Below are 26,366 nucleotides of genomic sequence, written 5' to 3'. Positions count from 1 at the left end.
GACAATGTCAGTGCGCCCCGATAACAATCACATGATGTTTAGCGAGGTCGGCGATCCAGGCTTCTCCGAAGAGGATATCCGGCTGCCGGATGACGACGTTGCACTGCGATCGACAGTCCACAATGGTGCGACCCCGGCAAAGGCCAATCAAGAATTGAGCATCCTCGACACGATCATTGCCGCCAGTCTGGCGGGTGTCGCCATACCTCCGCGTCGTTGGTTCGTGGAAGGATTGATCCCCGCTTATACTGTGACCCTTCTCAATGGTGATGGTGGCACAGGTAAGTCCCTGCTAGCTCTGATGCTAGCCGTTGCTGCCCAGGTTAATGGCTATTGGGCGGGTCGTACAGTTTTGCAAGGCATGGCCTTCTTCTTAACGGCGGAAGATGATGTTGATGAGGTTCATCGACGCCTTGCTGATATCGTTCGCGAATTTGAGTTAGAACTGAACGCTCTCAAAAACCTGCATATTTGCTCGCTGGCTGGTAAAGACGCGTTGCTTGCTGTCCCGGAAGGAAAAGGCAACGTTCTGAAAGCGACCAAGCTCTTCGCTGCGCTTGAAGCCTTCGTTGCTAACCATCGCCCATCACTGCTGGTGCTCGATACTCTTGCTGATCTTTTCGGAGGCGACGAAATCCAACGTGCGCAGGCACGTCAATTTATTAGTCTCCTGCGCGGCCTCTGCACCAGATATCGCGTTACCATCGTGATGCTGGCACACCCGTCTGTTGCCGGCATGGCAAGTGGTACTGGATCGTCAGGCTCAACAGCTTGGAATAATTCCGTCCGTTCCCGCCTCTATCTGGACCGCCTTAAGGAAAAGGATGGAGAGGAAGCCGACACCGATGTCCGCGTTCTTCGAACCGTCAAATCCAATTACGGCAAAATCGGCGATGAAATCGCGCTTCGATGGGTCAACGGAGTATTCAAACCGAACACCAATAATTCCCTGACTTCGCTCGCCGCCATGAACCATACAGATCGCGTTTTTCTTGAACTGCTCGAACGGTACACTGTCGAAGGTCGGAAAGTTAGCCATTCAACAGGCGCGAATTATGCACCTGCATTGTTCGAAAAAGACCAGCAGGCAAGCGGCATCAGGAAGCGCGGCTTTATCACTGCGATGAACCGCCTGTTCGAAGTGGGACGCATCAAAGTGCTGGAACTCGGTCCTCCTTCTCGGCGCTCATACCAACTTGCTATCGTGGAGGCAAATCATGGCGAATAGCCTACGAACGCCCCTACGAACGGTATGCGAACGGGGTTCGAACGCCCCTACGAACGCCCCTACGAACGGTCCGTTTTTCCTACGAACGCCCCTACGAACGGCCTACACCAACACCCCCCCATACCCCCTACACGCATGCGCTGCCTTTAAGCTGCACCGCGTGCGAAGAATAGGAGCGGAAAATGGCTAGTCCACTGGAGCATACCGCATCGCTGCCACTTGGTTACAAAGTCACTTTCGTTTGGGTGGGCGGCAATATGCAGGTCGAATGGGAACCAGAATTCCCGTGCATTCGCAATACTCGCCAGCTTCGTAAATTCACGACCGCATATTTGCAGGCACGAGACGATTTCATGCAGACAGTAGCCACCATGCTGCGAGGCACTGTGGCGGTTGCTGACTTGCAGGGCAATGTCCGCGTCATCGAACCGGAGGTGATGCAGTGATCCGCACCGACCCCGAATACTTCGCCAAAGTCGAAAAGCGCATCGCCAAGGAACGCGCTGAGCATGAAGCTCGAAAGCTGCGTCGAGTCAAAAAGCGACCGTCCGCAGTCATCCTGCAGTTCAAACGCCCCGAGGTGAAGTCATGATCTGCTTTGAACTCTTGAGCGAGCGTGAGGCTGCCGAGCGACTGTCCGCCGAAATATCTGCTTGGTCATGGCGCGAACGCAACGTCATCCGGCTGGACCCAAGCTTGTCATGGGGATTTCCACCCGAGAATGGCACTGCCGATATTCTTCCATTGCGGACACCCAAAAAGGAGCCGACGCGATGAATTTGGAAAATTACAACGCCGACCATGCCCCAGTTGTGGACAAGCTGGCAGATGACGCCTTGAAAGTCATCGTCACACCAGTCGAGTTTCTCCCGACGATAGACTACCTGCGGATTTATCGATTTGCCGTCATTTGGAAGGCATTCGCAAACGAGCGTGTCGAGTGGATCATCGCCGATGGGATTGCTGAAGCGGATCGTTTGCACGCCGCACTGGTTTGCGACCTCCTAATAGCAGCCATCCCGCGTCCTCTGAAACTTTTCATCGCCTACGACACAGAGAAGGCACTCCGTTGGGCGGCTAAGACATGGCCAAGCAAGAACATCCGGACTGCCCTCAAGGATTATCTCGAAGAACGTGCAGGAGAAACACAATGACCACCACTGTATCCACCGCCGACGAGGTGAAAAAATTCGGCAATGGCTCTGCATCACCTCAGATCAAAGACCTTATTGCTGCGATTAGCACGACGCCTCGGGATGGATCATCACTCGCCACAGCCGTTCGTCACGCTGCTGCATTGCAGGAGAAACACCCATGAGCCGCCAGACAGACTTCAAGCCCTCTTACGGTGACGAGATTATGTCGCTGATGTCCGAAGGGTACAGCCTCGCCGCCGCAGCTTCTCAGCTCGGAATACACCGCCAGCGCGTCTACGACTGGGCATCCAAGCATGAGGAGTTTGGCGAGCAGGTAAAGCTGGCGATGGTCAAGCGACAGTTTTTCTTGGAGAAGCGGTTGCTCACTGCCACCACCGGGCCAGAAGTGACATCCGCAATCTTCGCACTGAAAAACGCGGCGCCGGCAGATTTCCGAGAGAAGCAGGAAGTCGAGCATAGCGGGCCAATGCAGGTGACCTTCACAACAATATACGACACCGACGCGAAATAGGAGTTTAACGATGGCCCTACCTTTACCGGCCGTATTCAATGGTCCAGGCGGCACTCTACTAACCGAGGAGGAACTCAAGACTGCACGCGCACTTGAACTGCGCAAACAGTTACAGGGCATCGATACATCCCCCGTGGGCCACTGGAGCCAAGGAGCTGCCCGCGTAGCCGATGCAATAGCCGGCGCCTTCCGTCGCGGACAACTGGATAAACAGGCAGCGGCGAATGACACCTACAACGATGACCTACTCTCGACGCTCACCGGACCGTCGCCCGCGATCGGTGGTGATGATGGACGGTACACTGTATCAGACACCACCACCCCCACTGCGTCATCGGGACCGCGTGGCAGCAGTACCAACCCCAGTGATGAAGGGGTCTATACTGCGTTCATCGACACGGTGAAGAATTCCGGCCTGACCAATCCGTACGGCTTGGCGGCAGTTGCATCGACAGGCAAACACGAGAGCGGCTATTCGGCCCGTAATGCATACGGTAATTGGGCGGACCCTTCCGAGAGTGGCCGTCAATTAACTGCAGGCGGCGTCATGTCGTGGAACGGTCCGCGCTACGAGGCCATGAAAAAGTTTGTCGCCGACAATGGTGGTGATCCCAATCGACCGGATCCGACCCTGCAGGCGAAATTTTTCATCAATGAGGACCCTTCGTTGATCGCCAAGCTCCAGGCGGCAAAGTCAGTCGAAGAAGCCCAGACCATCATGAATAATGCGTGGCGGTTTGCCGGATACAATCGCCCCGGTGGGGAGGCTTCGCGACGCATTGATACGGCGCGCATGTACGTTCCAAAGTTTGCTGGTTCGTCTGCCTCAGTTCCTGCCGCTGGTGGTGTTCAGGTCGCGTCGATTGATCCGAGTGCGGGAATGGATCAGCTACCCGACATCGCACCGCAGCCTGACGCAAGGCCTGTTGCCGATGTGAATGGTGTTTCTGTTGGAACGGGTGGTACACCAGTCTTGGACGTGACCGATCAACCAACGTTGTCGAGTGCGGCCGGCGTTCCGTTCGTGGCCCCTAACGGCCAGCCTAACCCTGTTGTTTCCGCTATTCGGCCTAGCACGGTTCCTGCCAGTGTTGCTCGTGTCGCTCAAGCACTGCCTATCCGCACTATGGCTGATCCTAACGATCAGATAGTAGCTGGAATGGCTGAGACTGTGCAGCCGACTGCAACTGAACTGCAAGGCGTGTTTCCCCCTGCACCTAGTGTGGATGGCGTGCCTACGCCCCCACAGGACTCCACCAGCGCGATTTCTTCTCCGGCTAGCGGTCCGCACCCCGCATCACCAGAAAACGCTCCAGCGAGTCAGAATAGGGCAAATAACGGCCCATCGCTCGCTGATCTGGTCAGGATAGCCAGCGACCCACGTGCGAATGACCGCACCAAGGCTGTTGCCTCGGCAATCTATCAGCAGCGCGTTGCAGAGTTGAAGGCTCAGCAGGAGCAGGAGCAATGGTTGGAACGCCAGGCCTACGAACGCGCACAAAAGGAAGCCGATCCGAAATATCGACAGGACCTCGAAAAGGGCAATCTTGAAATTGAAAAGCTAAAGGCCCCGCCAACGACTTCGGACATCACGGAATATGAGTATGCGAGAGGCCAAGGTGAAACCCGCCCGTTCAATGATTGGTTGATTGAAAAGCGTAAAGCCGGTGCTGCAAATAATAGCGTGACTATTGAAGGTGAAAAAAAGCAAGACCAAACGATAGGCGAAGGGCTGGGAAAAGACCTTCTGACTTTCATGGGCGAGGAAAAAACCGCGCGTAGCACTATTTCATCGTTGAACGCCATGGAAAAGGAAATGGAAGATCCGAACTTTTACAGCGGGTCCGGCGCTCAGACTGTGGCTAACCTGAAGCGATTTGCTGTAACTTTGGGGATTAACCCAGACAGTGTTGCAAGCACCGAAGCATTCAATGCTTTGTCGAAGAAAGCCGTACTCGATAATATGGGCGGCTCTCTGGGTACAGGCGTTTCCAATGCCGATCGCGACTATATTGAGGGTCAGGTTCCGACTATCAGCAACACCAAGGAAGGTAATCGGAAGATTATCGATATTACGCGACGGATCAACCAGCGTAAAATTAAGGTTGCTGAGCTGGCGCGTGCTTATGCAAAGGCACATGACAACCGTCTAGACCTGAATTTCTATGACGAGCTTGGCGCATGGGCCGACAAAAACCCGCTGTTCTCGGAGGAAGAGAGGAAGGGAACGACTGCGCCTTCTGATGCGACAGGCGGCAATTCTGACGGTTGGATGGATGTTCCGGGCGGCGGGCGCGTGAAAGGAGCGTTTTAAATGGGTGCGTTTCAGTACGAATTTAACGGCAAGACATACCCGATTGAAGCGGCCAACCAAACTGAACTGGATAATTCCATTAAGTTTATTCAGGAGCGTGCCGGTAGCCAGCAGCAACCATCCGTTGCCGGTGATGTGGTTAAATCCAGCGCCCAGGGTTTGCGCGAAGGCACCGAAGGCATTGCCGGACAGTTCGGCGATATTCCCAATACGCTGGGCGGGTTAGCCGAGTGGATGGTCGGTAAAGTCGGTGGCACGCCAGATCAGGCACGCGAGGCGGGCGAAAGCGCCAAGTATGGCGCTGATGTTGTGAGCGGTTTGCCGACGTACACAATCCGCAAGGCATACGACTTGATCACCGGCAGCGACGAGCCTACCCCTCTTGCCTCTCCTACGACGGCCGACATTAACGCGGGCGTTACGGACGTGACCGGGGTGAATAACTACGTTCCCAAAACCACCGCTGGCGAATACGCCAAGACGGCTACAAGCTTCGTTCCCGCTGCCGCTGCATTCGGTGGCGTCACTCCTACCAACATCCTCAAGTACGGCATCCTTCCAGGTGCTGCATCCGAGGGCGCTGGTCAGGTAGCCAAGAAAGTATTCCCCGCTGCCGAACCGGTAGCGCGTATCGTGGCGGCACTCGCGGCTCCGCTGGCTCCTGCTGCTATCAACAAAATCATCTCTCCCATGGGCGGTGCAATCTCTGCAGAGCGTGGCGCTTTGAATGATGTGATGAAGCGGGAAGGCATCGACCTTACGGCTGGGCAACAGACCGGTAGTAAAGCCCTCCGAACAACCGAGGCCCAGCTAGGTGGTGGATCTGCGCAAAATTTTGCAGAACGTCAGGGCGAGCAGTTCACGGGCGCGATCATGAAGCGCATCGGATCAACTGCAACGCGCGCAACACCTGAAGCAGTGCAGGAAGCTGGTGCGCGGATTGGTGCTCGGTTTGATGATCTGGCGTCACGGAACAGTGTAATCCCTGACGAGACGCTAAGTAAGGAGATCGGCGATACGCTCCGTTCCTACGTGGACAATACAAACCCAACGGCTCGTATTCCAGCAATCCCGAACACCGTCGCCGATATTACTGCCGACATTGCGAATGGCCCAATCTCAGGTGCAAAATATAAACAACTTGCATCGTCAATTGGTGAGAAGCTGAAGTCTGCCACAGGTGAAGAACTCGAAGCGTGGCGGGGTATCCGCGATAGTCTCGATGACGCCATGGAACGCAGTATCGCAGCGACTAACCCCGCCGACCTCGGCGCTTGGAAAGAAACGCGTAATGCATACCGCAACCTTCTAGTAGTCGAGAAAGCAGTTACGGGCGCGGGTGAGAACGCTAGGCTCGGCATCATATCACCCGCTCAACTTCGAGGCGCTGTGGTAGCGCAGGGTCGTCGTGCATTTGCCCGGGGTCAGGGCGACTTTGCTGACCTGGCGCGCGCTGGTGAAGGTACGATGGCAAAAATACCTGAAAGCGGCTCAGTCCTGAACACCGTCGGCGGGCGGATGGTCGGTGGCGGTGGTGCAGGTCTTGCTATCGATATTCTGACTGGAACTCCGGGGCTAAGTACTGCCATCGGCGTTGGCGTGCCTGCTGTTGGCAGGGCTGCCGGCAGTGCATTGATGTCCAAATCCATTCGGGCTTACCTCGCCAATCAAAAGGTCTCAGTAAGCGGGCTGAACAGTCCCGGTTATTCAGCCGTGGTCCAGGCCATAATCGCAAACATGGCGAAGCAGCAGGAGGCAGGTAAATGATTGTCTTGATCAACGGTCTTATCATAAGTGCCCTGGCAGCAATCCTCTTGGTTCCGCTGACCATCGGATTTTTTCTCTTCAATGGCATGGTGTTCTGGCATTGGCTGTTCAGGAAGCGGAAGCCGGGCGAGACGCGCATCACATGGGACGAACTCATATCGGAGATGGAGCAGATAGCGCGGGACCAACCTGCGAGGGAGAAGCGTCAGGGGCTGAATGAGAACGTATTTCAACGCCATTGGCTCATAAGGGGCCGCTTTCCAACACGGGGTGTAAAATGAGCAAGCTTGCATTGATACTCATGGTCGGCATGCTGACCACACCAGCGATCGCGGCTGATTATGATGATTGCTTCACGGTCCCGATTACCCATCTGGATCTAGAGCGGACGGCCCTAGAGCCCATCGACCCCGGCATCATGATATATTTGCCGTGCCAGACCGATGATGGCGCAGCAGCGAAATGGGTTTGGTTGCAGCGCGATGACTGATCTTGCCGCGCTCGTGAAATAGGCGCTGCAGGATGACGATCCAGATTATGACTGGAGAAACAACGGCCACAAATGTTACCTGCTCGCGATTTCGATCCTTAGGGAACGAGCGCAGGGGGAAACACGTGAAGGCGCGTCCAATCCTAAAAGGCAGACTTTTGAGCCCACTGATCCACTTGCATAACGCGCACTCGACATGGTTATTGGGCCGTGGCTAAAGAATGCAGTGGGGGGAAATATGGGATTTTTGGGTGAGTGGCCGGCATTTATAATATACGGCATAGTTGGAGCAGTAATGGGTGCCATCGGTGCACTCATTGGCGGACTATTCAAATCTCCGAAGATAAGAAATATCTTAGTCGTGGCGGCACTTGTAGCTTCGCCACAAATTACCAAATTTTTTGTTCTGCCGCCTGTCCTAATGGCTCATGCCGTTGATGTGGCGAATAAGGATTTGCCTAAACAGTTAGACGAGGCTACCCGGCTGGATAGAACGTCCTATTCCAATGGAACCTTCGTTTACCACTATACTCTAAGTGACGAAGTGCCTGCCGATGCCGACGTTTCGATGATAAAATCAGAAAGCATTGCTGGCATCTGCAATTCATGGCGCGCGTCTTTCATTAACAAAGACATTCAGGCGGTCGAATATCGCTACATGCTCCACGGTAATTTCAAGTCCTTCCTCGTCATCCCTTCTGATTGTTAAAAACACTTTTGCGAAAGTCGCGAAATTGGTCTGCTAGTCCAAAAGCAAAAAACCCGACCGCTGATTGGGGTGCAGCGATCGGGTGTACTGACCAGTATCTGAGGACTTGGGGATGGGTCAGCGACAAAAGGCTGCTCTCGCATGGTTAATAAATGATTAAGCTCAGGGATGAGTGAGGCCTGATGCGTTGAAACGGGGTGGCTTCTCATCAGGCCTCTGTCGGGGGATGGACTCCAACGCGCTATAAACTTGCGATTATGAAAAACGTTCCAGTTTGCCGCCCGCAATAAAGGGCAACCCCCTGTGGTGTTCAGGGAATTCCCGATTGTGAAGCATGATAGCGGGGCGTAACTTGGTAACTGGCATTGACCACCCCGACCAAGCCTAAACCTCCCACACCCGCCGCCGCCCCTCAGCGGCGGTTTTTTGATTCATGGCGGGTCCAATGACCAATCCAATGGCGTCTCCGCACATAAGATTGGCAGCTAAACGCAAGCGGGAATTTGTCCGAATTGCTAGAACGTCGCGGTAGGCAAAGAACAGCTGCAAAGCAGACTGAGTAAAAGCCCAAATGGCTGGTTGTCTTTTTTACTATGAACTTATGAGGCAGATCACTCGGTCTGAAAGGGTAGACCAATGAAAAATGTAGCTATCCGAATCGCAACTTCGTTTCTTGTTGCTGGCGTATTCATGGACACTGCTCATGCTGGTTTCGGTTCCTGGAGCGCAGACGTTGAAGCGGACCCTTTCAGCGGTGGTAACAATGTCACCGTATCCTACATGTCCAGCTTGCGTAGCGGCGCGGCAATATTGTGCGATAGCGCAACGAAAGAGCTGACCGTACGAGTGATCCCAGGCTTTGTGTACGATATCAGGATGGTAGGTTTCGATCCGGAAATGAAATTCGCTATCGATTCAAAGAAACTGGAAATCGATGCGGTTGGCAAAACTGGTAGCGTTGGTGACAACCTTGCAATAGCCGAGACAGTTCTAACTGGTGATGATGCCAAAGCTTTTGTTCATGCATTCGCAAGCGCGAAGAAACAGGTTGCCGTGAAGGACGGCATTTCCACCAAGCCTTTCATTGGCACAGCAACTGGCTCCACTGCCGCCGGCAAAGCCCTACTGGACTGCTTGAAGTAAAATCCCTCCTCGGCCGCAACGAAAGACGAATGAAGTGAAACGGAATGCCGAGCTATCTATGATCGCTAAACCAAAAGAACCCATCTCGACGGGTTGTGTTGTGATCTGGACGATCATCTTTGTACCGTTCGGGATTATGGCGTTGATCATACAAAACAACCAGCGCAAGCTGATGAAGCAATGGGAAGAGGAGCAGCGGCGTTTAACGTCCAATTAGTGACGCTGCCCACCTAATGCATTCTGTTAGATTCACTGAAATGACCGTGGCAAAACCAATAATCATATTCGATAAACAAATGCCCCCAATGCGCTTACGCAGGGGCCATTGTTCCCGTTGCACAATTGCATTGGAGTCGGCCTTTATGGTCTCTACTCATGCTACTCAAATTGTACCGGTTTGTTCGGCATGTCTCACAGAGGCTGAAGCCGCCCGCACCACCACGACGCGCACTTGCAAAGCATGCGGTTTGACAATGAACGGCTCAACCAGAATGAGGAGTCCCTTCTGTTCCGCAGGGTGCACACAGCGTAGCGCACGAGCCGCAAGGCAAAAAGTACCGACGCGGACATGCTTCGAATGCGAGGCAAAGTTTATTGGCAAATCGAACGCCCAATATTGCTCGGCGAAATGTAGGGTTAGAGCGTCTCGGCGGAGGCTGAAAGCGTCATGATGTTCGCACCGGCTTCCGCTTTCCCCAACGCGGACCCATCTTTCCAGTTGGCGGTGGTGGTGGTGTCGTCTCAAAGAAAATGCCAGCTTCTTTTGCAGCTTCAACGAAGGCCACGCGAGCAACCGCAGCCGAGCAATCACCCGCGAGACAGTTTAACAGGATCTGGCGTGCCAGCTTGGCTTTTGGGCCATCTTCATCCGGCCACTTCTCCAGCATGTACACAGCAGCGTCATAAGCAGACGTAATGCCCATGGCGCTACCATTGCGCAGGACTGAGACAATTTTGAACGGTCTGTAATCTTCCATGATCCGAAACGGTAGCAAAGCGGTGCGAGTTCCGGAACCAATCCGTTTGATCTATTCGACCGGCGACGATCTGTCCGCCAGTTGTGGCGTCTTAACACATGAGATTGGCAGCCAAACGCAAGCGCGAAGTTGTCCGAATTGCTAATGAAACACTCATTTTGCGGGCGTTGAGCCTTGGGCGCTCGTTTGCGAAACGGACCGCGAACGTTTCTCGCAATCGAGAGAGTATCCAAATGAAGAAGCTATTCGCCGGGGTCGTTGTTGCTGTCATGTTAGCGGGGTCGGCGGCTGCTGGGCTGCTCGAGGATGGCGCTGCAGCATATGAGAGCGGCGACTACGCCAAGGCGGTGGAGATGTTCCGCCTCGTTGCCTCTCAAGGCAACGTGGAGGTGCAGACATCTCTCGGCTTCATGTATTCTCAGGGTAAAGGCGTACCGAAGGATTATTCAGAGGCCTTGAAGTGGTATCGCCTTGCTGCCGACCAAGGCAATGCCATCGCCCAGTTCAACATGGGCGTCATGTACGAAAAAGGCAAAGGCGTCCCGCGGAACTACTCAAAAGCTATTAAGTGGCTGCAGCTTTCCGCCGACCAAGGCTATCCCTTTGCCCAGAACAACCTTGCCCTGATGTACGAAAACGGCCGAGGTGTCCCGCAAGACTATTCCAAGTCGATAGTTTGGTATCGACTTGCTGCCGATCAGGGCCATGCCAGCTCTCAGTACAACCTGGGCGTCATGTACCTTGAGGGCAAAGGCGTTGCGCAAGACCATCTAAAAGCTAACAACTTGCTGCGGCTTTCTGCCGACCAAGGCAATGCCTTCGCCCAGAACACCCTCGGCATCATGTACGCTCAAGGCCAAGGCGTCCCGCAGGATTACGTTCTCGCGCACATGTGGTTTAACCTTTCTGCCGCGCAGGGCAACGGAGGTGCGTCTACCTATCGGGATCAAACAGCCCGTAGGATGACCCCTGACCAACTCGCCGAGGCACAGCGCATGGCGCGGGAATGGAAGCCGTCGCCGAACTGAGACCGTTCAACGCCTTAATAGCCGCCGCCCGTGCCGCCGCCCGTGCCTCCGGTACCGCCAGGGCTACTGCTGCCACCGTTTGTAGTCTGTGCCGGGGAATGCTGCGCTCCATGACTGGTCGCGCATCCGGCGGCACCGATTAGGGTCACGAGCAAGACTGCGATTGTGATGTGACTGCGCATAAGGTTGTCTCCTTTTCATGGGTTCCTATGCATTGCGGTCAACAACATTGCGCTCGGTTTTATTCCATCACGATTGAGTGACGGATTCAGCCACAATCGATATTCCTCCCATCAGGGCGCGGGAGGTTACGGCGTCATCAAGCGCTGGGTCTCCAAACGCTCGGTGTGTGAGAGTTATAGAAATACTGCTGGAAACCACTGTCAATCCGCCAGTGGACGAATCGAGGTTTGAAGGCGTTCGGCCGCAAAAAAGCGGGCCCAGATTGACACGATTTTCATCGTGAAAAAACTGAGCCCTGTCGAGACTTCTTTGGAACTGGTCCAATGTTGTCTCGGCAATAACAAAACGCGCTAGTTAGAGGATGGTTCCAAAAAAAGTGAGGCCTGGCGCTAAACAATGTGAAGCAAAGTTGGAGCCCCAGGCCCCTTGCCTAGTTCGTCGGCACCAGGCGGGAAAATGAAAACACCAATTTCAAGTCAAAGTAAGGAGGTCGATTTACTTACTTCCTGCTCTTTTCCCAACGTCTTGGCGGCTTCTCCCGTTAACCTTCGCGTTCGTACCAGTCATGGTTCGGGTCAAGTAAAATACCATCCACGTCGACATTCCACTGCTGCTCTGGAATCCCGGAAGCCTTGGCGGCCACCAATGCGTCGATGGCTTGTTGTGTGCGTATCAGTCTGCTGGTCGATGCATCTTGTTCGCCACCTGTGGCTAACTGAGCCTCGCGCCAGCGGACCTGTTTCAACATGGCGATCTTGTCGTCAATGTTCATTCTCTTCTCCGTTGTGCCGCCAGACAGCGCTGGCATGCAGTTATTTCATCATGAGATTCCAAGCGCTTCGAGCCCTAGATCATCTGCGAATCTGAGCTAATTCGAATTCCGTCAAAGTTTCGTCAAAGCCATCTAACCCCGCCGCCGGCCCAAAGCTTCGCTCCGCAAAGGTTACCGATCAAGCATCTTCGTCCTTGACGAAATGGGAATATGTTCTCATTTTGTTCTCCATGACTCGAACACTGAAGACTCTAGGAGAAGCAGCGCGACACGGGATGCTCGTACGGGTAACGTGCCGCAAATGCGAGAAGGTAGGCTTTTTCATTGCCAGCGATCTCGCGACTGTCAACGGCCACGGCAGGACATTCAAAAGCCTGAAATTCCGCTGCAAGGAATGCAATGTCGTTGATTGCGAGGTGATGCCTTTCGAGGATGACCGTGACCGGGTTCACACCAATCGCGTTATCTGGCGCCCAACGCGGTTTTAGCGATGTCGATGTCCCTCAGCACCCTGGGCGCATTGATCGACACCGATCATATGCTTCGCGCCTGCTGCAACAATCCGAAGTGCCGCCACACTGCAAAACTGGATCTTGAATACCTGGCCAGCAAACTAGGTCGCGATCACAGCAGTATGCGTAACGATCTTGTTCCCAAGCTCCGTTGCTCGAAATGCAAGTCGAAGAACATCAGCCTAATTCTATCGGCCAAGAGTACCGAAGGGTTTGGGCATATGTGATCAGGAGTGGTCATCGTCGGATGGGAATTCAATGGGCTCCAGACCCTGTAAAGCACGCAACCTGTTTGCGGTAGCGATTGAGAGATTGGTCCACATATCAGCGATCGTCTCGGCTGCTTCGGTCATGCTGGCTTCCACGTCGTATTGTTCCATTTCATCGATAATACGATCAAAGGTTTGAGCGCCTTCCTCCACGACACGATAGAGTCGGGCTGCCTGGGTCGCTGTCAGATCTGGCAATTTGAGCGTCTGTTTCACGTCTTCTGCGATCCGTGTAGCAAAATCCGCTTGTTCCTGCAGTGTGGTGATCCAATCGATAGTCATAATTCCCTCAGTCCGTATCCCTCGCATTGCGCCAAGAAAACACGATAGATTATCGAATGAAAAGTGGTTTCAACTTCTGTTGCTATTCCAGCATGGCCGGCCCGGCGCGGGCCAGAAAATCAACCTCCAAGCTCTCCTGGCAACCAAAAATCGTCTCGGTTGTCCCGGAGCGACATTATCGGCGTGGCGTGCCGTCGCTGTTTGCGGTCTTTCTGACTGGTATACGACTCAATCCACCGCCCTCGCTGCCGGGAGTTTCGAGATATAGTTGATAGGCCTTGGCGACCTGCTCGTACGCATTCGCCCGTGAGCGTTGAACTCCGCTGACTCTACTCATGCGAAATTGCGAATGCCCGAGGATAAAGGTCCAGTACCAACGTTGATCGTCCGGACCACCGTCGATGAGGTAGACTCGTCCGACATCGATGCCGGTACGGTTCCTTGCGGTAAAATCCTGCGACTGCTCTATCAGCCCCACACGAGTTCTGTGCCATGTAATTTCCATGGCTTTCAAACTCCGGAGACTTTAATTCGTTTCAAAAATACGACTGCGTTCAGACATCTTTTCGTTAAAACTTCTTAGCGTCGTTTTGGCCGACAGCATTGAACGCATGAAAATGAGTTGATCCACCTGGCAACTCTACTAACCTCCGAATCAGTATTGCTCATCACGACTGGACGGTAATGAACCAGCCCCGGAAAAGGTACAGGCCGAAAAAGGACATGCGCGACCCTGCTATCAGGGTTGCCGATTACGTCACTAGTTTGAAGTCAAAGAATCCGAAACTAACGCCTCGGGACATCGCAAACCTTTTGGAAATTTCACCGTTTCACCCACCCGACGATATTAGCTGGTCGGCGAATGTTGTGGCGAGATTGTTGACCGACCGGTTTTGCTTCCCAATGTCGGATGCAGAGCCATCACGGAGTCATGATGCCCCAGAGGTAGCCGAAATCAAGTTGCTTCCTCTGGGAACCAACGCCGATCGCATTGGTTAAGCCGGTATAATCGAGGAGACCGGATATGCGGGTTGTTGAACAAAACATAATCCCACGAGTAGCTGAGGGAACAGGCGGGCGAACCGTGCAGTTTGTTTATGAAGATGGTCAGCAGGCCTGGGTAGAAGTGTCAGACGAAGATTCTAATGGGATGACCGATCAACAACTCATCGACCATGCAGAGGCGAAGCTTAAAACAAGTCCCGCATATGAGTTGCCCGCATATCCAGTCGCCGATAATTCGAATCTGACTGCTGATCCGAGTCGTTCACCCCAACAACCAGAGGGGCCGGTTTCTAAGCCAAATCCGTTGCTGGATGAGCAGGACGAGGACGCAAACATAGTGGGGATGGAAGGCGAGGGTGTTATAGAGCCGTAATTGGAGACCGGTTGCCTGGGGGTGATCAGGGGACGACGAGATATTGCGGCGGCGAAGCGATCGTCGTGCCGGGGCCGTAGTTGACCAGATAGGCGTTGATCCAGTTTCGCTTGCGATAGCGCCGACCCGGACCGAAGGCTCAGCGCACGTGCGGCTTAACGTGGCCAAGCCGACCGTGAAGTGAATTAGTTGCGGTGCGTCCTAGGCCACATTTGGTGAGGCGTCACTAGACGAGGCCGGTGCGGGGTACATCTTGATCAGCTTGACCAATAGCGCGGGATAGGGAAATTCCCGACCTTGTTCGACGCCTTCAAGCGTGCGGGCCGGGACACCCAAGTACCACGCGGCCCATTTGACCGTGAGATTATGATCCTTGCGGAATTGTTTTAGTGTTTCGGTGACGAATTGGGGATGGCCGCACTTCGAATGCAAGGCGTCCATTTCTTGTTCGAAAGGCGTTTTGTGTGAGTTGTTCATTGGGGTTCCCTCCCTCAGACCTTGAGTTGACGCCCTATTGTAATACGCAGTCAGCGTAGTTACAACAAGAAATACGCTGCTAGCGTAGGCGCTGGCTCAGGCTGAGCCGCTGACCCTTAATCAGCGGGTCGCGGCGAAAATGGTAGACGCACCAGATTTAGGTTCTAGCGGGAGACCTAGGGAGTTCGAGTCCCCTAGGGCGTCCCAGCCCGCAGCGCAGTCTGGCAGCGCATCTGGTTTGGGACCAGGACTTTCCCCAAAATCGCCCCCTGTCGGCACAACGCTATTTTAGCTGTGTAGCACAGTCGCGATGAAAAAGAATCGGGGTTCAATAGCTATAGGAGTGGCATAAAATCAGACTTCGGTCCGCAGCCGTAAAAATGCAATAGCTGTTACACCTTGGTTTCATCAAGGTTCGGAGAACTTGTAGGTTTGCCAACTGCTTCTTCGAGCAGAGGCTGTACAGTCTTTAAATTTTGGAACATATCAACCAAAGCCAAACCCAATGGATCCAGGTCTTGTTTGGTTTTCATCGTCTGAACTTGCTTCTTCACTTCATTGATGGAAGTTTGCAATGTTTTGACAGGCTGCTCTTTTTCTTTGGGTAAGTTCACTGTGAAAGCGCCGTATACGTTGTACATCCTGACGAGCGTGGACGAGAGGTCTTTCCTCTTGTCAGGATTAATGGTCCCCGATGCATCAACGTCCTCGGTGAAGCTGCTCAGCAACTCTTTAAATTTCTGCGTTTCATCGCCCAAGGATTGAAATTCTTTCACGCGCATTTCTGCCACGCGATTTACTTGAGCTTCATAGAGCGCCCAATATGTAGCCCCGCCGCCCGACATCAAGCCGAGCACCGTCGTCGAAACTACGGTTCCCAGAATGTGCTTCTGCAAAAAGGCTTTGAAGGTGTTCCACATGCTCAGAATAATCCCTGACCAATAATTCGAGGTCGGTTACCCACCAATCATATAGGGTTATCGCGCCAATATCACGATAATTCTCAATCCTCTTTTTTTACGGTTACTTCCGTCTTTAGACCGACAGTTTCTTTGGTAGCCTCGCGCTTAGGGCAGATGTCTTCTTCCCAAAGATGAATATTGGCATACATCTCCATCGTTTCGCGAATGTCTTTTTCAAGCTCGGCGTCGCAGATCGAAACGACTGGGTTTGCAGAATTCTTTACTTGGACGTCCAAAGCTTCTTGTGCTGTGATACCCGCCCCAGAAAGAGCCAGCATTGCAGATACATAGCTTGCCATGATTGCGTGCTTCATGACGCGGCCAAAATAACCAGGCGAGTGAATTTCTACGTTCACGCCGCCGAAATATTTCTTGTCGTAATATTTATCAATGGCGTCGTGGAATTCCAATGTGAGGAATTGCTCTAATTCCCCCTTTTTTAAGGCCAAATACTGCGAGGCAAAATAGTTTGTAAGATCGACAGCTTTGTTTAGATCGTTTAAGTCGATCTCATCCTTCGTTACCTTGATAAGATTTCCGGAGGCCTCTTTCCATATATAATCGCCGTAAGCAAAGTTATAGATTTCACGTCTGTCAGTTTGCTGCGATATCTTTATTATCGCTTGGCGGTTCTGCATCAGTCGGATCAAGCGTCGGTTGAATTGACTTTTTGCCATATTGACAGGAAGCCACGCGACTTTTCGGGCGGCTATCTTTTCACCTGAATATCTCAACGACTCCACGGTGAAGTTAGGATCAAAATCGTTGACGAATTCTCCTAAATAAACTGTGGACTCGTAGCCCTTACCTGGAACCACGATGAGGTCTCCACGCCGCGCTTCAGAATAAAGTTCATGGACCTCATGGACGAATTTGGGGGCCTTAGAGCCGGGATTTGCTACTGCATAATCGTTGGGATCCCGACTGGGCTTATCTTTTGCAACTGAACCGCGCCGCTTCCAAATTGATATCCGACGAGCCATCCTGAGCGCGTTCCTGATCGCCTCGTCGTCCATCTTCGGAGGTTCAGCAAATGATATTCCAGGCAAATCAAGAAATACGGACTTCGTGTCCACGAAATCTTTATAAAATCGCTTGTTGTCGCCCGGGTGCAGAACGAAGACTTTATGGTCGTCCGGTAAAATGCGGATTTCCGGATCAATAATAACTGTCATTCTGCCCCCAAAAGGAATCACTGCACTTCTTACGCGCACAAACATGGATTTTAGAATCCCGAAGTAATGTCAATGCACAGTGTGATGTTAAAAGCGATCAGGTCGCCAATTCTTGAGAATTTGCACTGGAATCTTTTATTCCTGTGTAATGCAGGCGCTTCCTTTAGCGGATCGGCTTTCACGTTTAGGCGTGATAGAAGCGCCGAATCTCAGGGCGGCAATGAGGGTCACCACGAGCATCGCGGATTTCCTCAATCCTGTAGACTTTTGCCGCGAGGTCTCTTGGCGGTCCGTCGTTATTTTCCCTACGACAAACTGCTAGGAGGCGTCATCAAAGGAGTCCGCGCTTATATCGGATCGCTCGCGGCGATGCCATCAAAATGGCAGTAGATTTGGACGTAAAAACCCACGGGAGCCAGTTTCGAGCAAGATGGTTGTTCCCAAAACCGGAGACGATATTTTCATTGCCGGCACGTCGCCAGAATGAAAAACAGGATCGGTGGCCGATCAGCTCAATGTCAGTTCGCGATCATGCAAGAGTATTGATCCGCCGGATATCGCTGCATGTACATATCTGCCACTTGGCTGCAAAAGTCATAGTCGGCCATAAAACCGAATATAACGCCAACCTTTTCCAGAACGCCGAAGGCATTGTGTTTGACCAGCCAGATATCCGCACTGGTCCCGTACCTGTTGCCGTGGACGAAGGTTTCCCATTTTGTTTGCTGGCCTTCCAAGCTGTTATCGCTACATGCCCCTAGCGTTAAGGCAACGAGCAGGCATAAATTTTTTTTCATGTAATATCCGTTCGGAATTCTTGGCTTACGTTGTCCTATCTGATTTTGGTTAAAAAGCAGCCGCTATCATTCTGCCAAACAGCAATCGCGGCTATATTCAAACTCGCCAACTGGCAGGGGGAAAGCAATTGACCGCAATTCGGGCGCGCTTCAAAAGGATCATACTGGTTACGATCCTGGTCATGGGTACTCTCCCGTCATTTGCACAAACGTTGACGGAAGAGCAAAAGTTCTATCGTGAGCAGTTTGCTGGTTGGGGTGGCATTGTCTTCCGATGCCTTCCAGATAATCCCGAGGATTACTTGCAAAAGCGGTTGTGTTCCGATGCGGCAGTCAAAGCACGTTTTTTAGCAGCGGCTGCTAAGGTGCCCTTCCGCGATGTGGGCAGCGAAGATTACTTCTCCGTCACCATGGCCGCTATTAAGCTGAATAATGCCCTTGTGTTGGAAGCTACAATACGAGCTACTCAAGTCGGCAATCCCCGTGGGGTTCTCATGAGGCTTGATGCCGGCTCCTTTTATTCCGATGCAATCGAAAAGAGCGCCAAAGCAGGAACACCCGAGAGCGTCCCTCGCTCTGGAACATTAAGCCTGTGGGACAAATCCGTCATTGGAGCCAGTACAATGGGAGGCAACGACCTTCAGGTAGGAATGTCGAATGCATTCGCGACAGTCCTTGAGGAGTTTTTTGCAATTTTTGTGGAAAGCCGAAATTGAATATTCAGAAGGATTCGTTCGCCAATATTCACACTCGTACAAGTGCGTTTATTTGATCTATATTTGACGAGAAGTTTTAATTTCCAGCTAAGTTGTTGATTTTATTGGTACGCCCAAGGGGAATCGAACCCCTGTTTGCGCCGTGAGAGGGCGCCGTCCTGACCGCTAGACGATGGGCGCATAGCAGGTTGATCACGCGGGTATAATCAAGCTGCCGGGAAAGTGCAATATTGTTTTGCGCGCCATCGACGTTAACGCGTCGCATTTCGGCTAGTTGCCCACAGCCTCCGATATGCGAGCAACGACGCGCTTGGTCGCCACATCATAAAGAAGAATCTGCCGGCTGCCGTCGCCGAGACGCGTCTCTAGCGAGAGCGTATTATCTGAAAGATTATGAGACAGGATGCGTGTGCCCGGATCGAGCGTGATCGCCTCGCCCTCAAGCGCAGCTCCAAGCGTCTGTCCCTGCGCCTGCGACCGCGTGGACGTCCCCACCTCCTCCACCGGCTGGTTAATCTTGTAGACAATGGCTCCAAGCACCGCCATAAGACCAATCACCATAATGCCGATGGAAACAGCCAGAAGCCGGATCATTTTGCGACGTACCCGCTCCATCGCCGGATCCAGGGGCTGTTCTTCCCCATCAAGTTCTGGGTTGATATTGGCCATACAGGCATCTCCGAGGTTTCGAAACCAAGCCTCTGTAACGAAGGGACGAGGTCTTTGAAAGAGTTAATTACCGATAACGCGGCCGCTGGAAAAAGACTGGACGCCTGGCTTTCCGTTCAACTGGCGCCAGACTTGTCGCGAAACCGGATTCAATCGCTCATCAGCGAAGGCCAGGTCAGCGTTGAAGGCACGATTGTAAGAGAGACAAAGCACAAGCTGCGTGAAGGTCTCAATATCACGATCCATATCCCCGAACCCGAAGACGCCACCCCCAAGGGCGAGGAGATCGCCCTCGATATCCTCTTTGAAGATGATGACCTCATCGTGATCAACAAACCCGCTGGTCTGGTGGTGCATCCCGGGAACGGCAACTGGACCGGCACCCTCGTTAACGCTTTGATTCACCATTGCGGCGATTCATTGTCGGGGATCGGCGGGGTTAAGCGACCTGGTATCGTACATCGCCTCGACAAGGAAACCAGCGGAGTCATGGTCGTGGCCAAGAACGATCTTGCCCATCGCCACCTGAGTGCGCAATTTGCCGACCATGGGCGTACAGGCGATCTGGAACGCGCATACCTCGCGATCGTCTGGGGAACTCCCGACCGGACAACCGGAACCATTGATGCCCCCCTCGGCCGCTCCCATCGTGACCGCACCAAACAGGCCGTGGTCCATGAGGAGCGCGATGACGCCCGTCATGCAGTCACGCATTTTGAGGTCCAGCAGCGCTTCGGCGCAAGGGATGACGCGACAGCCCTCGCTTCCCTTGTGGAATGCGAATTGGAAACCGGCAGAACGCATCAGATTCGCGTGCACATGGCCCACATAGGTCATCCGCTTGTAGGCGATCTGGAATATGGCAGTGCCTACAAGACCAAAGCCAACAAACTTGCTGAACCGCTCCAAACAATTGTCAAGGGATTCGCGCGGCAGGCATTGCATGCAAGGCTTCTTGCCTTCGAGCATCCCTCAACCGGCGAGATCCTGCGTTTCGAGGCGCCGCTGCCGGAAGACATGGCACAGTTGCTGAAGGCGTTTCAAAACAGTGCCAGCTGATGGGTAAGAAAATAATCAGGCGGTGGAACCATCGGGCCGTTCGCGCATTTATGTGACATGCGGGTAAATCCTGAGTGGGGCGTTCACGTTTACGTGACAGATTGTTTCGTTTCTTAACGCACCGTGTTTTTGACAAAATGCTACCTATATATTGATGGCGCTACTCCGTTCGCGCCAAGCTGTTGGGCGGATCGGTAGCGCGGCCTGCCGACAATGGGGGCTATTCCAAAATGAGGAGGGGTGCTCTGTGGCCCAAAGTCTTCCAAGTATTTTAGGCGGTGACGGTGGACTGACCCGTTACCTTGAAGAAATTCGCCGTTTTCCCATGCTCGAACCGCAGGAAGAGTACATGCTCGCCAAGCGATATCTGGAGCATGCCGATCCCAAAGCGGCGCATAAGCTTGTTACCAGCCATCTTCGTCTCGTCGCCAAGATAGCGATGGGATATCGTGGCTATGGCCTGCCGATTGGTGAGGTTATCTCCGAAGGTAATGTCGGCCTGATGCAGGCCGTCAAGCGCTTTGAGCCCGAACGCGGTTTCCGTCTTGCTACATATGCCATGTGGTGGATCAAGGCATCCATTCAGGAATACGTACTGCGCTCGTGGAGCCTGGTCAAAATGGGCACGACCGCCAATCAAAAACGCCTGTTCTTCAACTTGCGAAAGGTAAAGAGCAAGATCCAGGCATTGGACGATGGCGACCTCAATCCCGAACAGGTAAAGGAAATCGCAACGCGCCTGAGTGTGTCTGAAGACGAAGTGATCTCGATGAACCGTCGCTTGTCAGGCGATGCATCCCTGAACGCGCCAATCCGATCTTCCGATGGTGAAGCGGGTGGTGACTGGCAGGATTGGCTCGTTGACGACCACGACAGCGCTGAAGAGATGCTGATCGAGCAGGACGAACTGGAAAATCGCCGCGAAATGCTTACCGGCGCGATGTCTTCGCTTAACGACCGGGAACGTCGTATTTTCCAGGCACGGCGCCTCGCCGATGATCCGGTGACGCTTGAAGATCTGTCAACGGAGTTTGGTATCAGTCGCGAGCGGGTTCGCCAGATCGAAGTGCGAGCTTTCGAGAAGGTCCAGGATGCCGTAAAGGCGGCGGCTGCCAAACAGCTGAAGGCCTTGGTAACCACTGGCTCCGATGCCCGCTGAGCGAGACTATGCCAGCTGATAAAAAGGCCGCTTTAAGCGGCCTTTTTTGTGCCTGTTAGCCACCAGCCTTGGCAGCCCAGGCCTTCAACACCTCATCAAAGGCTTTCTCGCCAGGAAGGCCTTTTTCAAGGGTAAGCAAGGCACGACGCCCGGTCTTGTACGCGATGGGAATATCAATCCATGACTGGCGGCGCATGAGGGACATGTTTGTATCGATGGCTGTCTTCGCGTCATTCATCGCTATGATGAAGAAATTGTCCGCGATTTTAGCTGGAATACCAACGAGCGGGCTTCCCGGCGACTGTTCCGTATCCTTGAAAGTCATGCGCGAGACGTTATCGATTGAACCTCCGACAAAACCCTCCGGAACCGTGAAGATCATCTCGACGAGATGACTTGCGGGAAGCGACTTGTCGCCATTGCGCCTGATAATCATGCGCAGATTGATGCCGCGGTCCGGTATCGTGACTTCCGCACGGATGGCAGGTTCAGGCGGCAGGTCGTTGCCCGGTGACTCCTGGACAACCGACCAGACAACACCACCCGCGTCTGCAGTCCCCGCGTCCTGGCCAGACCGCTCTTCATAAAAGAACGCTTTCTGGCCGATCGGCAATGCCACGGCCGGTTGCCCCTGACCGGCGGCCTGCTGACCCGGCGTCGCTGACGGCGTAGATGCCTGATCCGGCGTTGATGACGCAACCGATGTGCCTTCCCCAAGCGAAGGGGTATCGTTGGCAGGGCCAGGATTGACCTCCTGGCCGTCCGGCAGTAGGCGCTGCGTCAGTTTCGGCTCCGGTTTCGGCTCCGCTGATTCAGCAGTTGTCGGTGCCGGGGTAGGCTGAGCGGGCTGGGCCGGCTGTACCGGCTCCGCGGGTTTGTTCACCGCCGTTTCTTCCGGCTTTGGCTCTTCAGGTGAATCTGAAGTCGTCAGATTGGCCAAATATTCTTTGACTGAGCTTGCTTGCTCGGCAATTTTGCCACGATAGGTCCAGCCCGCAAAACCGACGCCCGCGAGCACCAACAGCACGGCAAGGATGCCAAGCAACGGGGTCAAAGAGCGCTTCTGCGTCGGCTGTTTGATGCCCCCCCGTCGCGTATAGACTCCATAGTCGCTTGAAGGACCATCTTCGCTGGAGATACTGAGGCCATCATCACCGTTTTCGGCTCGAGGACCCCGCACGATGTCATTCTGGGAAACGTCCGCCGTGAACTCCGCTTTGTCCTCGTTAGGGGCTTGGCTGCTCAGGAAGTCTTCGAGCGCGTCCGGATGCGAACCCACTTTAGTGAAGGATGGAGACGGAGACAGTGCCGGACTCGGCTCCAGTTCTTCCGGGATCGAACTCGTTTGCGGCGGTGCCTCCGCGATTGGTGGTGGTGAGACCTCCGGAACAGGTGGCGCCACGGGAATGGGTAAGGGCGCCGGCATGAGCTCGTCGACCTCTTCGACGGCCGGAGCAAAATCGGTTACGGCAGGCGCGAAACTGGATTCGACCTCCGCAATTGCCTCCTCGAGTGCCTTTGTCTGACGCTTCGCTACAGCTTCCGTAGCATTCAACGCTACAAGCTTCTGCTCAATCGTTGCGCGAGCCTTTGCATACACACGTTGACGAAGCTCCGGCGTAGGGTCCGCAAGCCCGTCAATTGTTTTCCTCAATACTGCAACGAAATCTGCCATTCACCCAAACCTATGGTTTTGTTGTGAGATTAACCTCGAGACGTGTTCGCGACTCTAATCATGAAACGGATCGGTAACAAGTATGGTGTCATCACGTTCCGGACTTGTAGACAAAAGTGCAATCGGCGCGCCGATCAACTCTTCCACGTAGCGAACATACTTGACGGCCTGTGCCGGAAGTTCACTCCAGCTGCGCGCGCCCGCGGTCGTGCCCTGCCAGCCCTCCAGAGTTTCATAGACCGGCTTGACGCGCGCCTGCTGGCCCTGCCCGGCTGGAAGATAGTCGATGATCTCCCCATCAAGTTCGTATCCGGTACAAACCTTGATCTCTTCAAGACCATCGAGCACGTCGAGCTTGGTCAACGCGATACCACTGATGCCGTTGTTGGCAACTGCCTGACGCACGAGAACCGCATCGAACCAGCCGCAACGGCGCTTGCGCCCGGTGACAGTCCCGAATTCGTGGCCGCGCTCACCGAGGAATTGCCCAACTTCATTCTGCTGTTCCGTCGGAAACGGTCCCTCGCCGACCCGGGTCGTATATGCCTTGGTGATGCCGAGAACATAATGCAGGGAGCCTGGTCCGATGCCTGAACCTGCCGATGCCTGCCCCGCAACAGTATTTGATGACGTGACGAAGGGATAGGTGCCATGGTCGATATCCAGCAAAGTTCCCTGCGCGCCTTCGAACAGAATGCGTTCGCCGGCACGTTTCTTCTGGTCAAGGACGTACCAGACGCGGTCCATGAACGGCAGGATATGCGGGGCCGCCTCCTTGAGCTCTTCAAGCAGCTTCGCACCATCCACCTCTTCGATGCCCAAACCGCGACGAAGCGGGTTGTGATGAGCCAGAAGCCGCTCGATTTTAGCCGGAAGCGTATCAGGATCGGCAAGATCAAGGACGTGTATCGCACGGCGGCCGACCTTGTCTTCGTACGCTGGTCCGATGCCGCGCCCAGTCGTGCCGATTTTGGTGCCGGCATTCGACGCTTCCCGCCGGCGATCAAGTTCGCCGTGGATAGACAGGATCAACGTGGTGTTCTCGGCGATTTTCAGCGTATCCGGAGTAATGACAACGCCCTGCGCCTCGAGTTTCTTCTTTTCTGCAATGAAAGCATGCGGATCGAAGACCACACCGTTGCCGATGATGGACAGTTTCCCATGCCGCACAACGCCAGACGGCAACAATGACAGTTTGTAGGTTACACCGTCGACGACCAGCGTATGCCCCGCGTTGTGACCGCCTTGGAAGCGAACGATGACATCGGCCCGTTCGGAAAGCCAATCGACAATCTTACCTTTGCCCTCATCACCCCACTGGGAACCAATCACAACAACATTTGCCATTCAAAACTCCTCGAGTCACAACCTCGTCGCGCATTTTTCGTAAATGCGGTGCTTCTATACAGGCTGCTTCACAAATGCGCGACTATTCTTTCGATCACGCGCGAACCAATTTGCCTTTATTTGCAGAATAAACCTATTGTCCGCTCGTTCGCAAAGTCGATCGCCCGACAGTTGGAAAAGTCCGCTACATCATGAACCGCACCGCTTACGTTTTTCTCCTGACCACCGCCCTTCTCTGGGGCGGCAACGCGGTGGCCGGCAAATTCGCCGTGGGACATATTTCGCCGATGCTTCTGACTCTCCTGCGGTGGCTCCTTGCTTTTCTCCTGGTTGCTGCAATCAGTACCAAGCAGGTTCGCCGCGACTGGAAGGTACTGCGCAAACACATCTGGCTGCTCGCAGCATTGGGTGCATTCGGCTTTACATTCTTCAATATGGCGCTTTACAGCGCCTTGAATTACACATCGGCGATCAATGTTACGATCGAGCAGGCGGCCATGCCGATGGTGATATTCATCGCCAATCTGTTGCTCTTCGGGATGCCCGTAAAGATCGGCCAGATCTTTGGTTTCAGCCTCTCCCTTGTCGGTGTTGCATTGACCGCTGGCCACGGAAGCTTCGCGCAACTTGCTGGCTTTCAGGTCAATTATGGTGATGCCTTGATGCTTCTCGCGGTCCTTCTCTACAGCGGCTATACGGTTGCCCTGCGTTTTCGGCCGGCAATCAATTGGCAAAGCCTGATGACAGTCATGACCTTCTTCGCGTTTCTGACAGCCATCCCATTTACGATCTGGGAATGGCAGAGCGGTGCATTGATCCCACCCGATCTGACAGGAACCATGGTCGTGCTTTACACGGCCATCCTGCCCTCGCTGGCTGCGCAAGTTCTGTTTATCAAGGGTGTTGAATTTATCGGTGCAAACCGGGCGGGCCTATTCATCAATGCCGTACCAATTTTCGGCACCCTGCTGGCAGTCGCGCTCCTCGGTGAAGATTTTCGCCTTTATCACGCAATCGCGCTTGTCCTCGTTCTCGGCGGCATTTGGATCGCAGAACTCAGCGGCCGCAAGCACGCTGCGACTATTGAAGCTGGCGCAGCATGAAGCAGGCATCATCCGAGTACGTTTTCAATTTTGGCTGAAGGTCTGCTCGGCTAACGATCTTAAAACCGTTCTTTTGCCAGAACCCCGCCGACCCGTTCACAGCCACCAGGGACATCGTGCTGAGACCAGCCTCAACGGCCTGACCAACGAGTATGGAAACCACCGTGCCTGCGGAACCCGTGCCCCGCGACTGCGGCAGGAGCGCGATATCATGTAGATAATAGGTTGTCGGAGCGTCGGGCAACCGACCAAGCGCGCTATTGAGCGCGGGCATTGAATAAAGGAGCCACGGGTGTGAGATGGCATAGCCGAAGAGCCTGCCGGCTGCGCCCTCAAGAACCAGGCAACCGTCCGGATAAAGCTTGAGACGCTCCAGGAAAACGATATCGTCCTCATGAAAATCCGTGTGAACGTCCGCCGCAATGTCGGTGACGGAAGCGAGGTCGCCCGCTTCCATCCGACGCCATTTGAGCGTGTTTTCATTCGCTGCCTGCATGGGACATCACT

At 53.8% G+C, this 26,366-nt stretch carries 33 protein-coding genes and 1 tRNA gene; 21 read left to right on the top strand and 13 right to left on the bottom strand.

Annotated features, from left to right (window positions below):
* The first annotated feature begins 4 nt into the window (after nt 1-4).
* The 13 genes from K9U38_RS07980 to K9U38_RS07920 all read left to right on the top strand — a co-directional run bounded on the left by K9U38_RS07980 (nt 5) and on the right by K9U38_RS07920 (nt 9,319).
* Nucleotides 5-1,228, top strand: coding sequence for an AAA family ATPase (locus K9U38_RS07980; protein ID WP_224493804.1), 1,224 nt, complete (start codon nt 5-7; stop codon nt 1,226-1,228).
* 182 nt (nt 1,229-1,410) lie between these two features.
* Entirely contained in the window at nt 1,411-1,674 is a 264-nt protein-coding gene (locus tag K9U38_RS07975; RefSeq protein ID WP_224493803.1) for a hypothetical protein, read from the top strand.
* On the top strand, nt 1,671-1,820 hold the full coding sequence (locus K9U38_RS07970) for a hypothetical protein (protein ID WP_224493802.1): 150 nt from the start codon (nt 1,671-1,673) through the stop codon (nt 1,818-1,820). Before K9U38_RS07975 ends, K9U38_RS07970 begins: the two co-directional genes overlap by 4 nt.
* Nucleotides 1,817-2,005 (top strand): hypothetical protein, encoded by a 189-nt coding sequence (locus K9U38_RS07965; protein WP_224493801.1) that lies wholly within the window; start codon nt 1,817-1,819, stop codon nt 2,003-2,005. Before K9U38_RS07970 ends, K9U38_RS07965 begins: the two co-directional genes overlap by 4 nt.
* Complete coding sequence (locus K9U38_RS07960) at nt 2,002-2,382, top strand: hypothetical protein (RefSeq protein ID WP_224493800.1); 381 nt, start codon at nt 2,002-2,004, stop codon at nt 2,380-2,382. Before K9U38_RS07965 ends, K9U38_RS07960 begins: the two co-directional genes overlap by 4 nt.
* Nucleotides 2,379-2,546: a hypothetical protein gene (locus K9U38_RS07955; protein ID WP_224493799.1), complete on the top strand. Its 168-nt coding sequence runs from the start codon at nt 2,379-2,381 to the stop codon at nt 2,544-2,546. The genes K9U38_RS07960 and K9U38_RS07955 overlap by 4 nt, the downstream gene beginning before the upstream one ends.
* Complete coding sequence (locus K9U38_RS07950) at nt 2,543-2,896, top strand: helix-turn-helix domain-containing protein (RefSeq protein WP_224493798.1); 354 nt, start codon at nt 2,543-2,545, stop codon at nt 2,894-2,896. The genes K9U38_RS07955 and K9U38_RS07950 overlap by 4 nt, the downstream gene beginning before the upstream one ends.
* 10 nt (nt 2,897-2,906) lie before the next feature.
* Nucleotides 2,907-5,210 carry a hypothetical protein gene (locus tag K9U38_RS07945; protein ID WP_224493797.1) on the top strand — a complete coding sequence of 768 codons (2,304 nt, stop codon included), beginning with the start codon at nt 2,907-2,909 and terminating at the stop codon, nt 5,208-5,210.
* A complete protein-coding gene (locus K9U38_RS07940; RefSeq protein ID WP_224493796.1) occupies nt 5,211-6,977 on the top strand; it encodes a hypothetical protein in 1,767 nt (588 codons plus the stop codon). It begins immediately after the preceding gene.
* Nucleotides 6,974-7,258, top strand: coding sequence for a hypothetical protein (locus K9U38_RS07935; RefSeq protein ID WP_224493795.1), 285 nt, complete (start codon nt 6,974-6,976; stop codon nt 7,256-7,258). The genes K9U38_RS07940 and K9U38_RS07935 overlap by 4 nt, the downstream gene beginning before the upstream one ends.
* Nucleotides 7,255-7,467 (top strand): hypothetical protein, encoded by a 213-nt coding sequence (locus tag K9U38_RS07930; protein ID WP_224493794.1) that lies wholly within the window; start codon nt 7,255-7,257, stop codon nt 7,465-7,467. The genes K9U38_RS07935 and K9U38_RS07930 overlap by 4 nt, the downstream gene beginning before the upstream one ends.
* Before the next feature lie 295 nt (nt 7,468-7,762).
* Nucleotides 7,763-8,176 (top strand): hypothetical protein, encoded by a 414-nt coding sequence (locus tag K9U38_RS07925; protein ID WP_224493793.1) that lies wholly within the window; start codon nt 7,763-7,765, stop codon nt 8,174-8,176.
* Nucleotides 8,177-8,812: 636 nt separating this feature from the next.
* Nucleotides 8,813-9,319, top strand: a complete 507-nt coding sequence (locus K9U38_RS07920) for a hypothetical protein (protein WP_224493792.1) — start codon at nt 8,813-8,815, stop codon at nt 9,317-9,319.
* Nucleotides 9,320-9,984: 665 nt separating this feature from the next.
* On the opposite strand, the gene K9U38_RS07915 is transcribed toward K9U38_RS07920, so the two are convergent.
* Nucleotides 9,985-10,296 (bottom strand): DUF982 domain-containing protein, encoded by a 312-nt coding sequence (locus K9U38_RS07915; protein WP_224493791.1) that lies wholly within the window; start codon nt 10,294-10,296, stop codon nt 9,985-9,987.
* A 233-nt stretch (nt 10,297-10,529) separates the two neighbouring features.
* Between K9U38_RS07915 and K9U38_RS07910 the strand changes: the two genes are divergently transcribed.
* Nucleotides 10,530-11,324 (top strand): tetratricopeptide repeat protein, encoded by a 795-nt coding sequence (locus K9U38_RS07910; RefSeq protein ID WP_224493790.1) that lies wholly within the window; start codon nt 10,530-10,532, stop codon nt 11,322-11,324.
* A gap of 14 nt (nt 11,325-11,338) precedes the next feature.
* Here the strand turns inward: K9U38_RS07910 and K9U38_RS07905 are convergent, their stop codons facing one another.
* On the bottom strand, nt 11,339-11,506 hold the full coding sequence (locus tag K9U38_RS07905; protein WP_224493789.1) for a hypothetical protein: 168 nt from the start codon (nt 11,504-11,506) through the stop codon (nt 11,339-11,341).
* Between the two features lie 542 nt (nt 11,507-12,048).
* The gene (locus tag K9U38_RS07900; RefSeq protein ID WP_224493788.1) at nt 12,049-12,279 is read right to left on the bottom strand and encodes a hypothetical protein; all 231 of its coding nucleotides are present in this window, start codon (nt 12,277-12,279) and stop codon (nt 12,049-12,051) included.
* A gap of 230 nt (nt 12,280-12,509) precedes the next feature.
* Here K9U38_RS07900 and K9U38_RS07895 point away from each other — a divergent pair, with 230 nt between their 5' ends.
* Nucleotides 12,510-12,767, top strand: a complete 258-nt coding sequence (locus K9U38_RS07895; protein WP_224493787.1) for a hypothetical protein — start codon at nt 12,510-12,512, stop codon at nt 12,765-12,767.
* Between the two features lie 251 nt (nt 12,768-13,018).
* On the opposite strand, the gene K9U38_RS07890 is transcribed toward K9U38_RS07895, so the two are convergent.
* Entirely contained in the window at nt 13,019-13,342 is a 324-nt protein-coding gene (locus K9U38_RS07890) for a hypothetical protein (protein WP_224493786.1), read from the bottom strand.
* 175 nt (nt 13,343-13,517) lie between these two features.
* Nucleotides 13,518-13,847 (bottom strand): hypothetical protein, encoded by a 330-nt coding sequence (locus tag K9U38_RS07885; RefSeq protein WP_224493785.1) that lies wholly within the window; start codon nt 13,845-13,847, stop codon nt 13,518-13,520.
* A 519-nt stretch (nt 13,848-14,366) separates the two neighbouring features.
* Between K9U38_RS07885 and K9U38_RS07880 the strand changes: the two genes are divergently transcribed.
* Nucleotides 14,367-14,720 (top strand): hypothetical protein, encoded by a 354-nt coding sequence (locus K9U38_RS07880; protein WP_224493784.1) that lies wholly within the window; start codon nt 14,367-14,369, stop codon nt 14,718-14,720.
* A gap of 201 nt (nt 14,721-14,921) precedes the next feature.
* Here the strand turns inward: K9U38_RS07880 and K9U38_RS07875 are convergent, their stop codons facing one another.
* From K9U38_RS07875 to K9U38_RS07865, 3 genes are all read right to left on the bottom strand, one after another.
* Complete coding sequence (locus tag K9U38_RS07875; protein WP_224493783.1) at nt 14,922-15,197, bottom strand: helix-turn-helix domain-containing protein; 276 nt, start codon at nt 15,195-15,197, stop codon at nt 14,922-14,924.
* Between the two features lie 392 nt (nt 15,198-15,589).
* Entirely contained in the window at nt 15,590-16,117 is a 528-nt protein-coding gene (locus K9U38_RS07870; protein ID WP_224493782.1) for a hypothetical protein, read from the bottom strand.
* A gap of 83 nt (nt 16,118-16,200) precedes the next feature.
* A complete protein-coding gene (locus tag K9U38_RS07865; RefSeq protein WP_224493781.1) occupies nt 16,201-17,334 on the bottom strand; it encodes a hypothetical protein in 1,134 nt (377 codons plus the stop codon).
* Nucleotides 17,335-17,714: 380 nt separating this feature from the next.
* On the opposite strand from K9U38_RS07865, the gene K9U38_RS07860 reads away from it, so the two are divergent.
* Complete coding sequence (locus K9U38_RS07860; RefSeq protein WP_224493780.1) at nt 17,715-18,095, top strand: hypothetical protein; 381 nt, start codon at nt 17,715-17,717, stop codon at nt 18,093-18,095.
* A gap of 164 nt (nt 18,096-18,259) precedes the next feature.
* Nucleotides 18,260-18,847, top strand: coding sequence for a hypothetical protein (locus tag K9U38_RS07855; protein ID WP_224493779.1), 588 nt, complete (start codon nt 18,260-18,262; stop codon nt 18,845-18,847).
* Nucleotides 18,848-18,952: 105 nt separating this feature from the next.
* Here the strand turns inward: K9U38_RS07855 and K9U38_RS07850 are convergent.
* A tRNA-Glu gene (locus tag K9U38_RS07850) sits at nt 18,953-19,027 on the bottom strand.
* A 90-nt stretch (nt 19,028-19,117) separates the two neighbouring features.
* Nucleotides 19,118-19,516, bottom strand: coding sequence for a fimbrial protein (locus K9U38_RS07845; protein ID WP_224493778.1), 399 nt, complete (start codon nt 19,514-19,516; stop codon nt 19,118-19,120).
* A 54-nt stretch (nt 19,517-19,570) separates the two neighbouring features.
* Here K9U38_RS07845 and K9U38_RS07840 point away from each other — a divergent pair, with 54 nt between their 5' ends.
* Nucleotides 19,571-20,575: an RluA family pseudouridine synthase gene (locus K9U38_RS07840; protein ID WP_224493777.1), complete on the top strand. Its 1,005-nt coding sequence runs from the start codon at nt 19,571-19,573 to the stop codon at nt 20,573-20,575.
* Nucleotides 20,576-20,822: 247 nt separating this feature from the next.
* Nucleotides 20,823-21,734: an RNA polymerase sigma factor RpoH gene (gene rpoH / locus K9U38_RS07835; protein WP_224493776.1), complete on the top strand. Its 912-nt coding sequence runs from the start codon at nt 20,823-20,825 to the stop codon at nt 21,732-21,734.
* A gap of 55 nt (nt 21,735-21,789) precedes the next feature.
* Here rpoH and K9U38_RS07830 read toward each other — a convergent pair whose 3' ends face one another.
* Nucleotides 21,790-23,409 carry a transcriptional regulator gene (locus K9U38_RS07830; RefSeq protein ID WP_224493775.1) on the bottom strand — a complete coding sequence of 540 codons (1,620 nt, stop codon included), beginning with the start codon at nt 23,407-23,409 and terminating at the stop codon, nt 21,790-21,792.
* Nucleotides 23,410-23,463: 54 nt separating this feature from the next.
* Nucleotides 23,464-24,756, bottom strand: a complete 1,293-nt coding sequence (locus K9U38_RS07825; protein ID WP_224493774.1) for an adenylosuccinate synthase — start codon at nt 24,754-24,756, stop codon at nt 23,464-23,466.
* Between the two features lie 191 nt (nt 24,757-24,947).
* Between K9U38_RS07825 and K9U38_RS07820 the strand changes: the two genes are divergently transcribed.
* Nucleotides 24,948-25,859, top strand: coding sequence for a DMT family transporter (locus K9U38_RS07820; RefSeq protein WP_224493773.1), 912 nt, complete (start codon nt 24,948-24,950; stop codon nt 25,857-25,859).
* Here K9U38_RS07820 and K9U38_RS07815 read toward each other — a convergent pair.
* The gene (locus K9U38_RS07815; protein WP_224493772.1) at nt 25,837-26,355 is read right to left on the bottom strand and encodes a GNAT family N-acetyltransferase; all 519 of its coding nucleotides are present in this window, start codon (nt 26,353-26,355) and stop codon (nt 25,837-25,839) included. The two genes, K9U38_RS07820 and K9U38_RS07815, sit on opposite strands and share 23 nt — an antisense overlap.
* Between the last annotated feature and the right edge of the window lie 11 nt (nt 26,356-26,366).

It is taken from the genome of Phyllobacterium lublinensis (assembly GCF_020164435.1).
GTDB lineage: Bacteria > Pseudomonadota > Alphaproteobacteria > Rhizobiales > Rhizobiaceae > Phyllobacterium > Phyllobacterium lublinensis.
Note: the sequence above shows the minus strand (reverse complement) of the source record. Positions and strands in the feature narration are given on the sequence as shown.

What these genes read in the sequence shown, in the direction of transcription:
- K9U38_RS07915 (WP_224493791.1), bottom strand. Translation starts at nt 10,296, where the DNA reads ATGGAAGATTACAGACCGTTCAAAATTGTCTCAGTCCTGCGCAATGGT.
- K9U38_RS07960 (WP_224493800.1), top strand. Translation starts at nt 2,002, where the DNA reads ATGAATTTGGAAAATTACAACGCCGACCATGCCCCAGTTGTGGACAAG.
- K9U38_RS07945 (WP_224493797.1), top strand. Translation starts at nt 2,907, where the DNA reads ATGGCCCTACCTTTACCGGCCGTATTCAATGGTCCAGGCGGCACTCTA.
- K9U38_RS07880 (WP_224493784.1), top strand. Translation starts at nt 14,367, where the DNA reads ATGCGGGTTGTTGAACAAAACATAATCCCACGAGTAGCTGAGGGAACA.
- K9U38_RS07980 (WP_224493804.1), top strand. Translation starts at nt 5, where the DNA reads ATGTCAGTGCGCCCCGATAACAATCACATGATGTTTAGCGAGGTCGGC.
- K9U38_RS07895 (WP_224493787.1), top strand. Translation starts at nt 12,510, where the DNA reads ATGACTCGAACACTGAAGACTCTAGGAGAAGCAGCGCGACACGGGATG.
- K9U38_RS07865 (WP_224493781.1), bottom strand. Translation starts at nt 17,334, where the DNA reads ATGACAGTTATTATTGATCCGGAAATCCGCATTTTACCGGACGACCAT.
- K9U38_RS07830 (WP_224493775.1), bottom strand. Translation starts at nt 23,409, where the DNA reads ATGGCAGATTTCGTTGCAGTATTGAGGAAAACAATTGACGGGCTTGCG.
- K9U38_RS07965 (WP_224493801.1), top strand. Translation starts at nt 1,817, where the DNA reads ATGATCTGCTTTGAACTCTTGAGCGAGCGTGAGGCTGCCGAGCGACTG.
- K9U38_RS07885 (WP_224493785.1), bottom strand. Translation starts at nt 13,847, where the DNA reads ATGGAAATTACATGGCACAGAACTCGTGTGGGGCTGATAGAGCAGTCG.
- K9U38_RS07975 (WP_224493803.1), top strand. Translation starts at nt 1,411, where the DNA reads ATGGCTAGTCCACTGGAGCATACCGCATCGCTGCCACTTGGTTACAAA.
- K9U38_RS07860 (WP_224493780.1), top strand. Translation starts at nt 17,715, where the DNA reads ATGGCAGTAGATTTGGACGTAAAAACCCACGGGAGCCAGTTTCGAGCA.
- K9U38_RS07935 (WP_224493795.1), top strand. Translation starts at nt 6,974, where the DNA reads ATGATTGTCTTGATCAACGGTCTTATCATAAGTGCCCTGGCAGCAATC.
- K9U38_RS07925 (WP_224493793.1), top strand. Translation starts at nt 7,763, where the DNA reads ATGGGTGCCATCGGTGCACTCATTGGCGGACTATTCAAATCTCCGAAG.
- K9U38_RS07875 (WP_224493783.1), bottom strand. Translation starts at nt 15,197, where the DNA reads ATGAACAACTCACACAAAACGCCTTTCGAACAAGAAATGGACGCCTTG.
- K9U38_RS07870 (WP_224493782.1), bottom strand. Translation starts at nt 16,117, where the DNA reads ATGTGGAACACCTTCAAAGCCTTTTTGCAGAAGCACATTCTGGGAACC.
- K9U38_RS07845 (WP_224493778.1), bottom strand. Translation starts at nt 19,516, where the DNA reads ATGGCCAATATCAACCCAGAACTTGATGGGGAAGAACAGCCCCTGGAT.
- K9U38_RS07905 (WP_224493789.1), bottom strand. Translation starts at nt 11,506, where the DNA reads ATGCGCAGTCACATCACAATCGCAGTCTTGCTCGTGACCCTAATCGGT.
- K9U38_RS07955 (WP_224493799.1), top strand. Translation starts at nt 2,379, where the DNA reads ATGACCACCACTGTATCCACCGCCGACGAGGTGAAAAAATTCGGCAAT.
- K9U38_RS07920 (WP_224493792.1), top strand. Translation starts at nt 8,813, where the DNA reads ATGAAAAATGTAGCTATCCGAATCGCAACTTCGTTTCTTGTTGCTGGC.
- K9U38_RS07900 (WP_224493788.1), bottom strand. Translation starts at nt 12,279, where the DNA reads ATGAACATTGACGACAAGATCGCCATGTTGAAACAGGTCCGCTGGCGC.
- K9U38_RS07820 (WP_224493773.1), top strand. Translation starts at nt 24,948, where the DNA reads ATGAACCGCACCGCTTACGTTTTTCTCCTGACCACCGCCCTTCTCTGG.
- K9U38_RS07815 (WP_224493772.1), bottom strand. Translation starts at nt 26,355, where the DNA reads ATGCAGGCAGCGAATGAAAACACGCTCAAATGGCGTCGGATGGAAGCG.
- K9U38_RS07940 (WP_224493796.1), top strand. Translation starts at nt 5,211, where the DNA reads ATGGGTGCGTTTCAGTACGAATTTAACGGCAAGACATACCCGATTGAA.
- K9U38_RS07950 (WP_224493798.1), top strand. Translation starts at nt 2,543, where the DNA reads ATGAGCCGCCAGACAGACTTCAAGCCCTCTTACGGTGACGAGATTATG.
- K9U38_RS07910 (WP_224493790.1), top strand. Translation starts at nt 10,530, where the DNA reads ATGAAGAAGCTATTCGCCGGGGTCGTTGTTGCTGTCATGTTAGCGGGG.
- K9U38_RS07890 (WP_224493786.1), bottom strand. Translation starts at nt 13,342, where the DNA reads ATGACTATCGATTGGATCACCACACTGCAGGAACAAGCGGATTTTGCT.
- K9U38_RS07930 (WP_224493794.1), top strand. Translation starts at nt 7,255, where the DNA reads ATGAGCAAGCTTGCATTGATACTCATGGTCGGCATGCTGACCACACCA.
- K9U38_RS07825 (WP_224493774.1), bottom strand. Translation starts at nt 24,756, where the DNA reads ATGGCAAATGTTGTTGTGATTGGTTCCCAGTGGGGTGATGAGGGCAAA.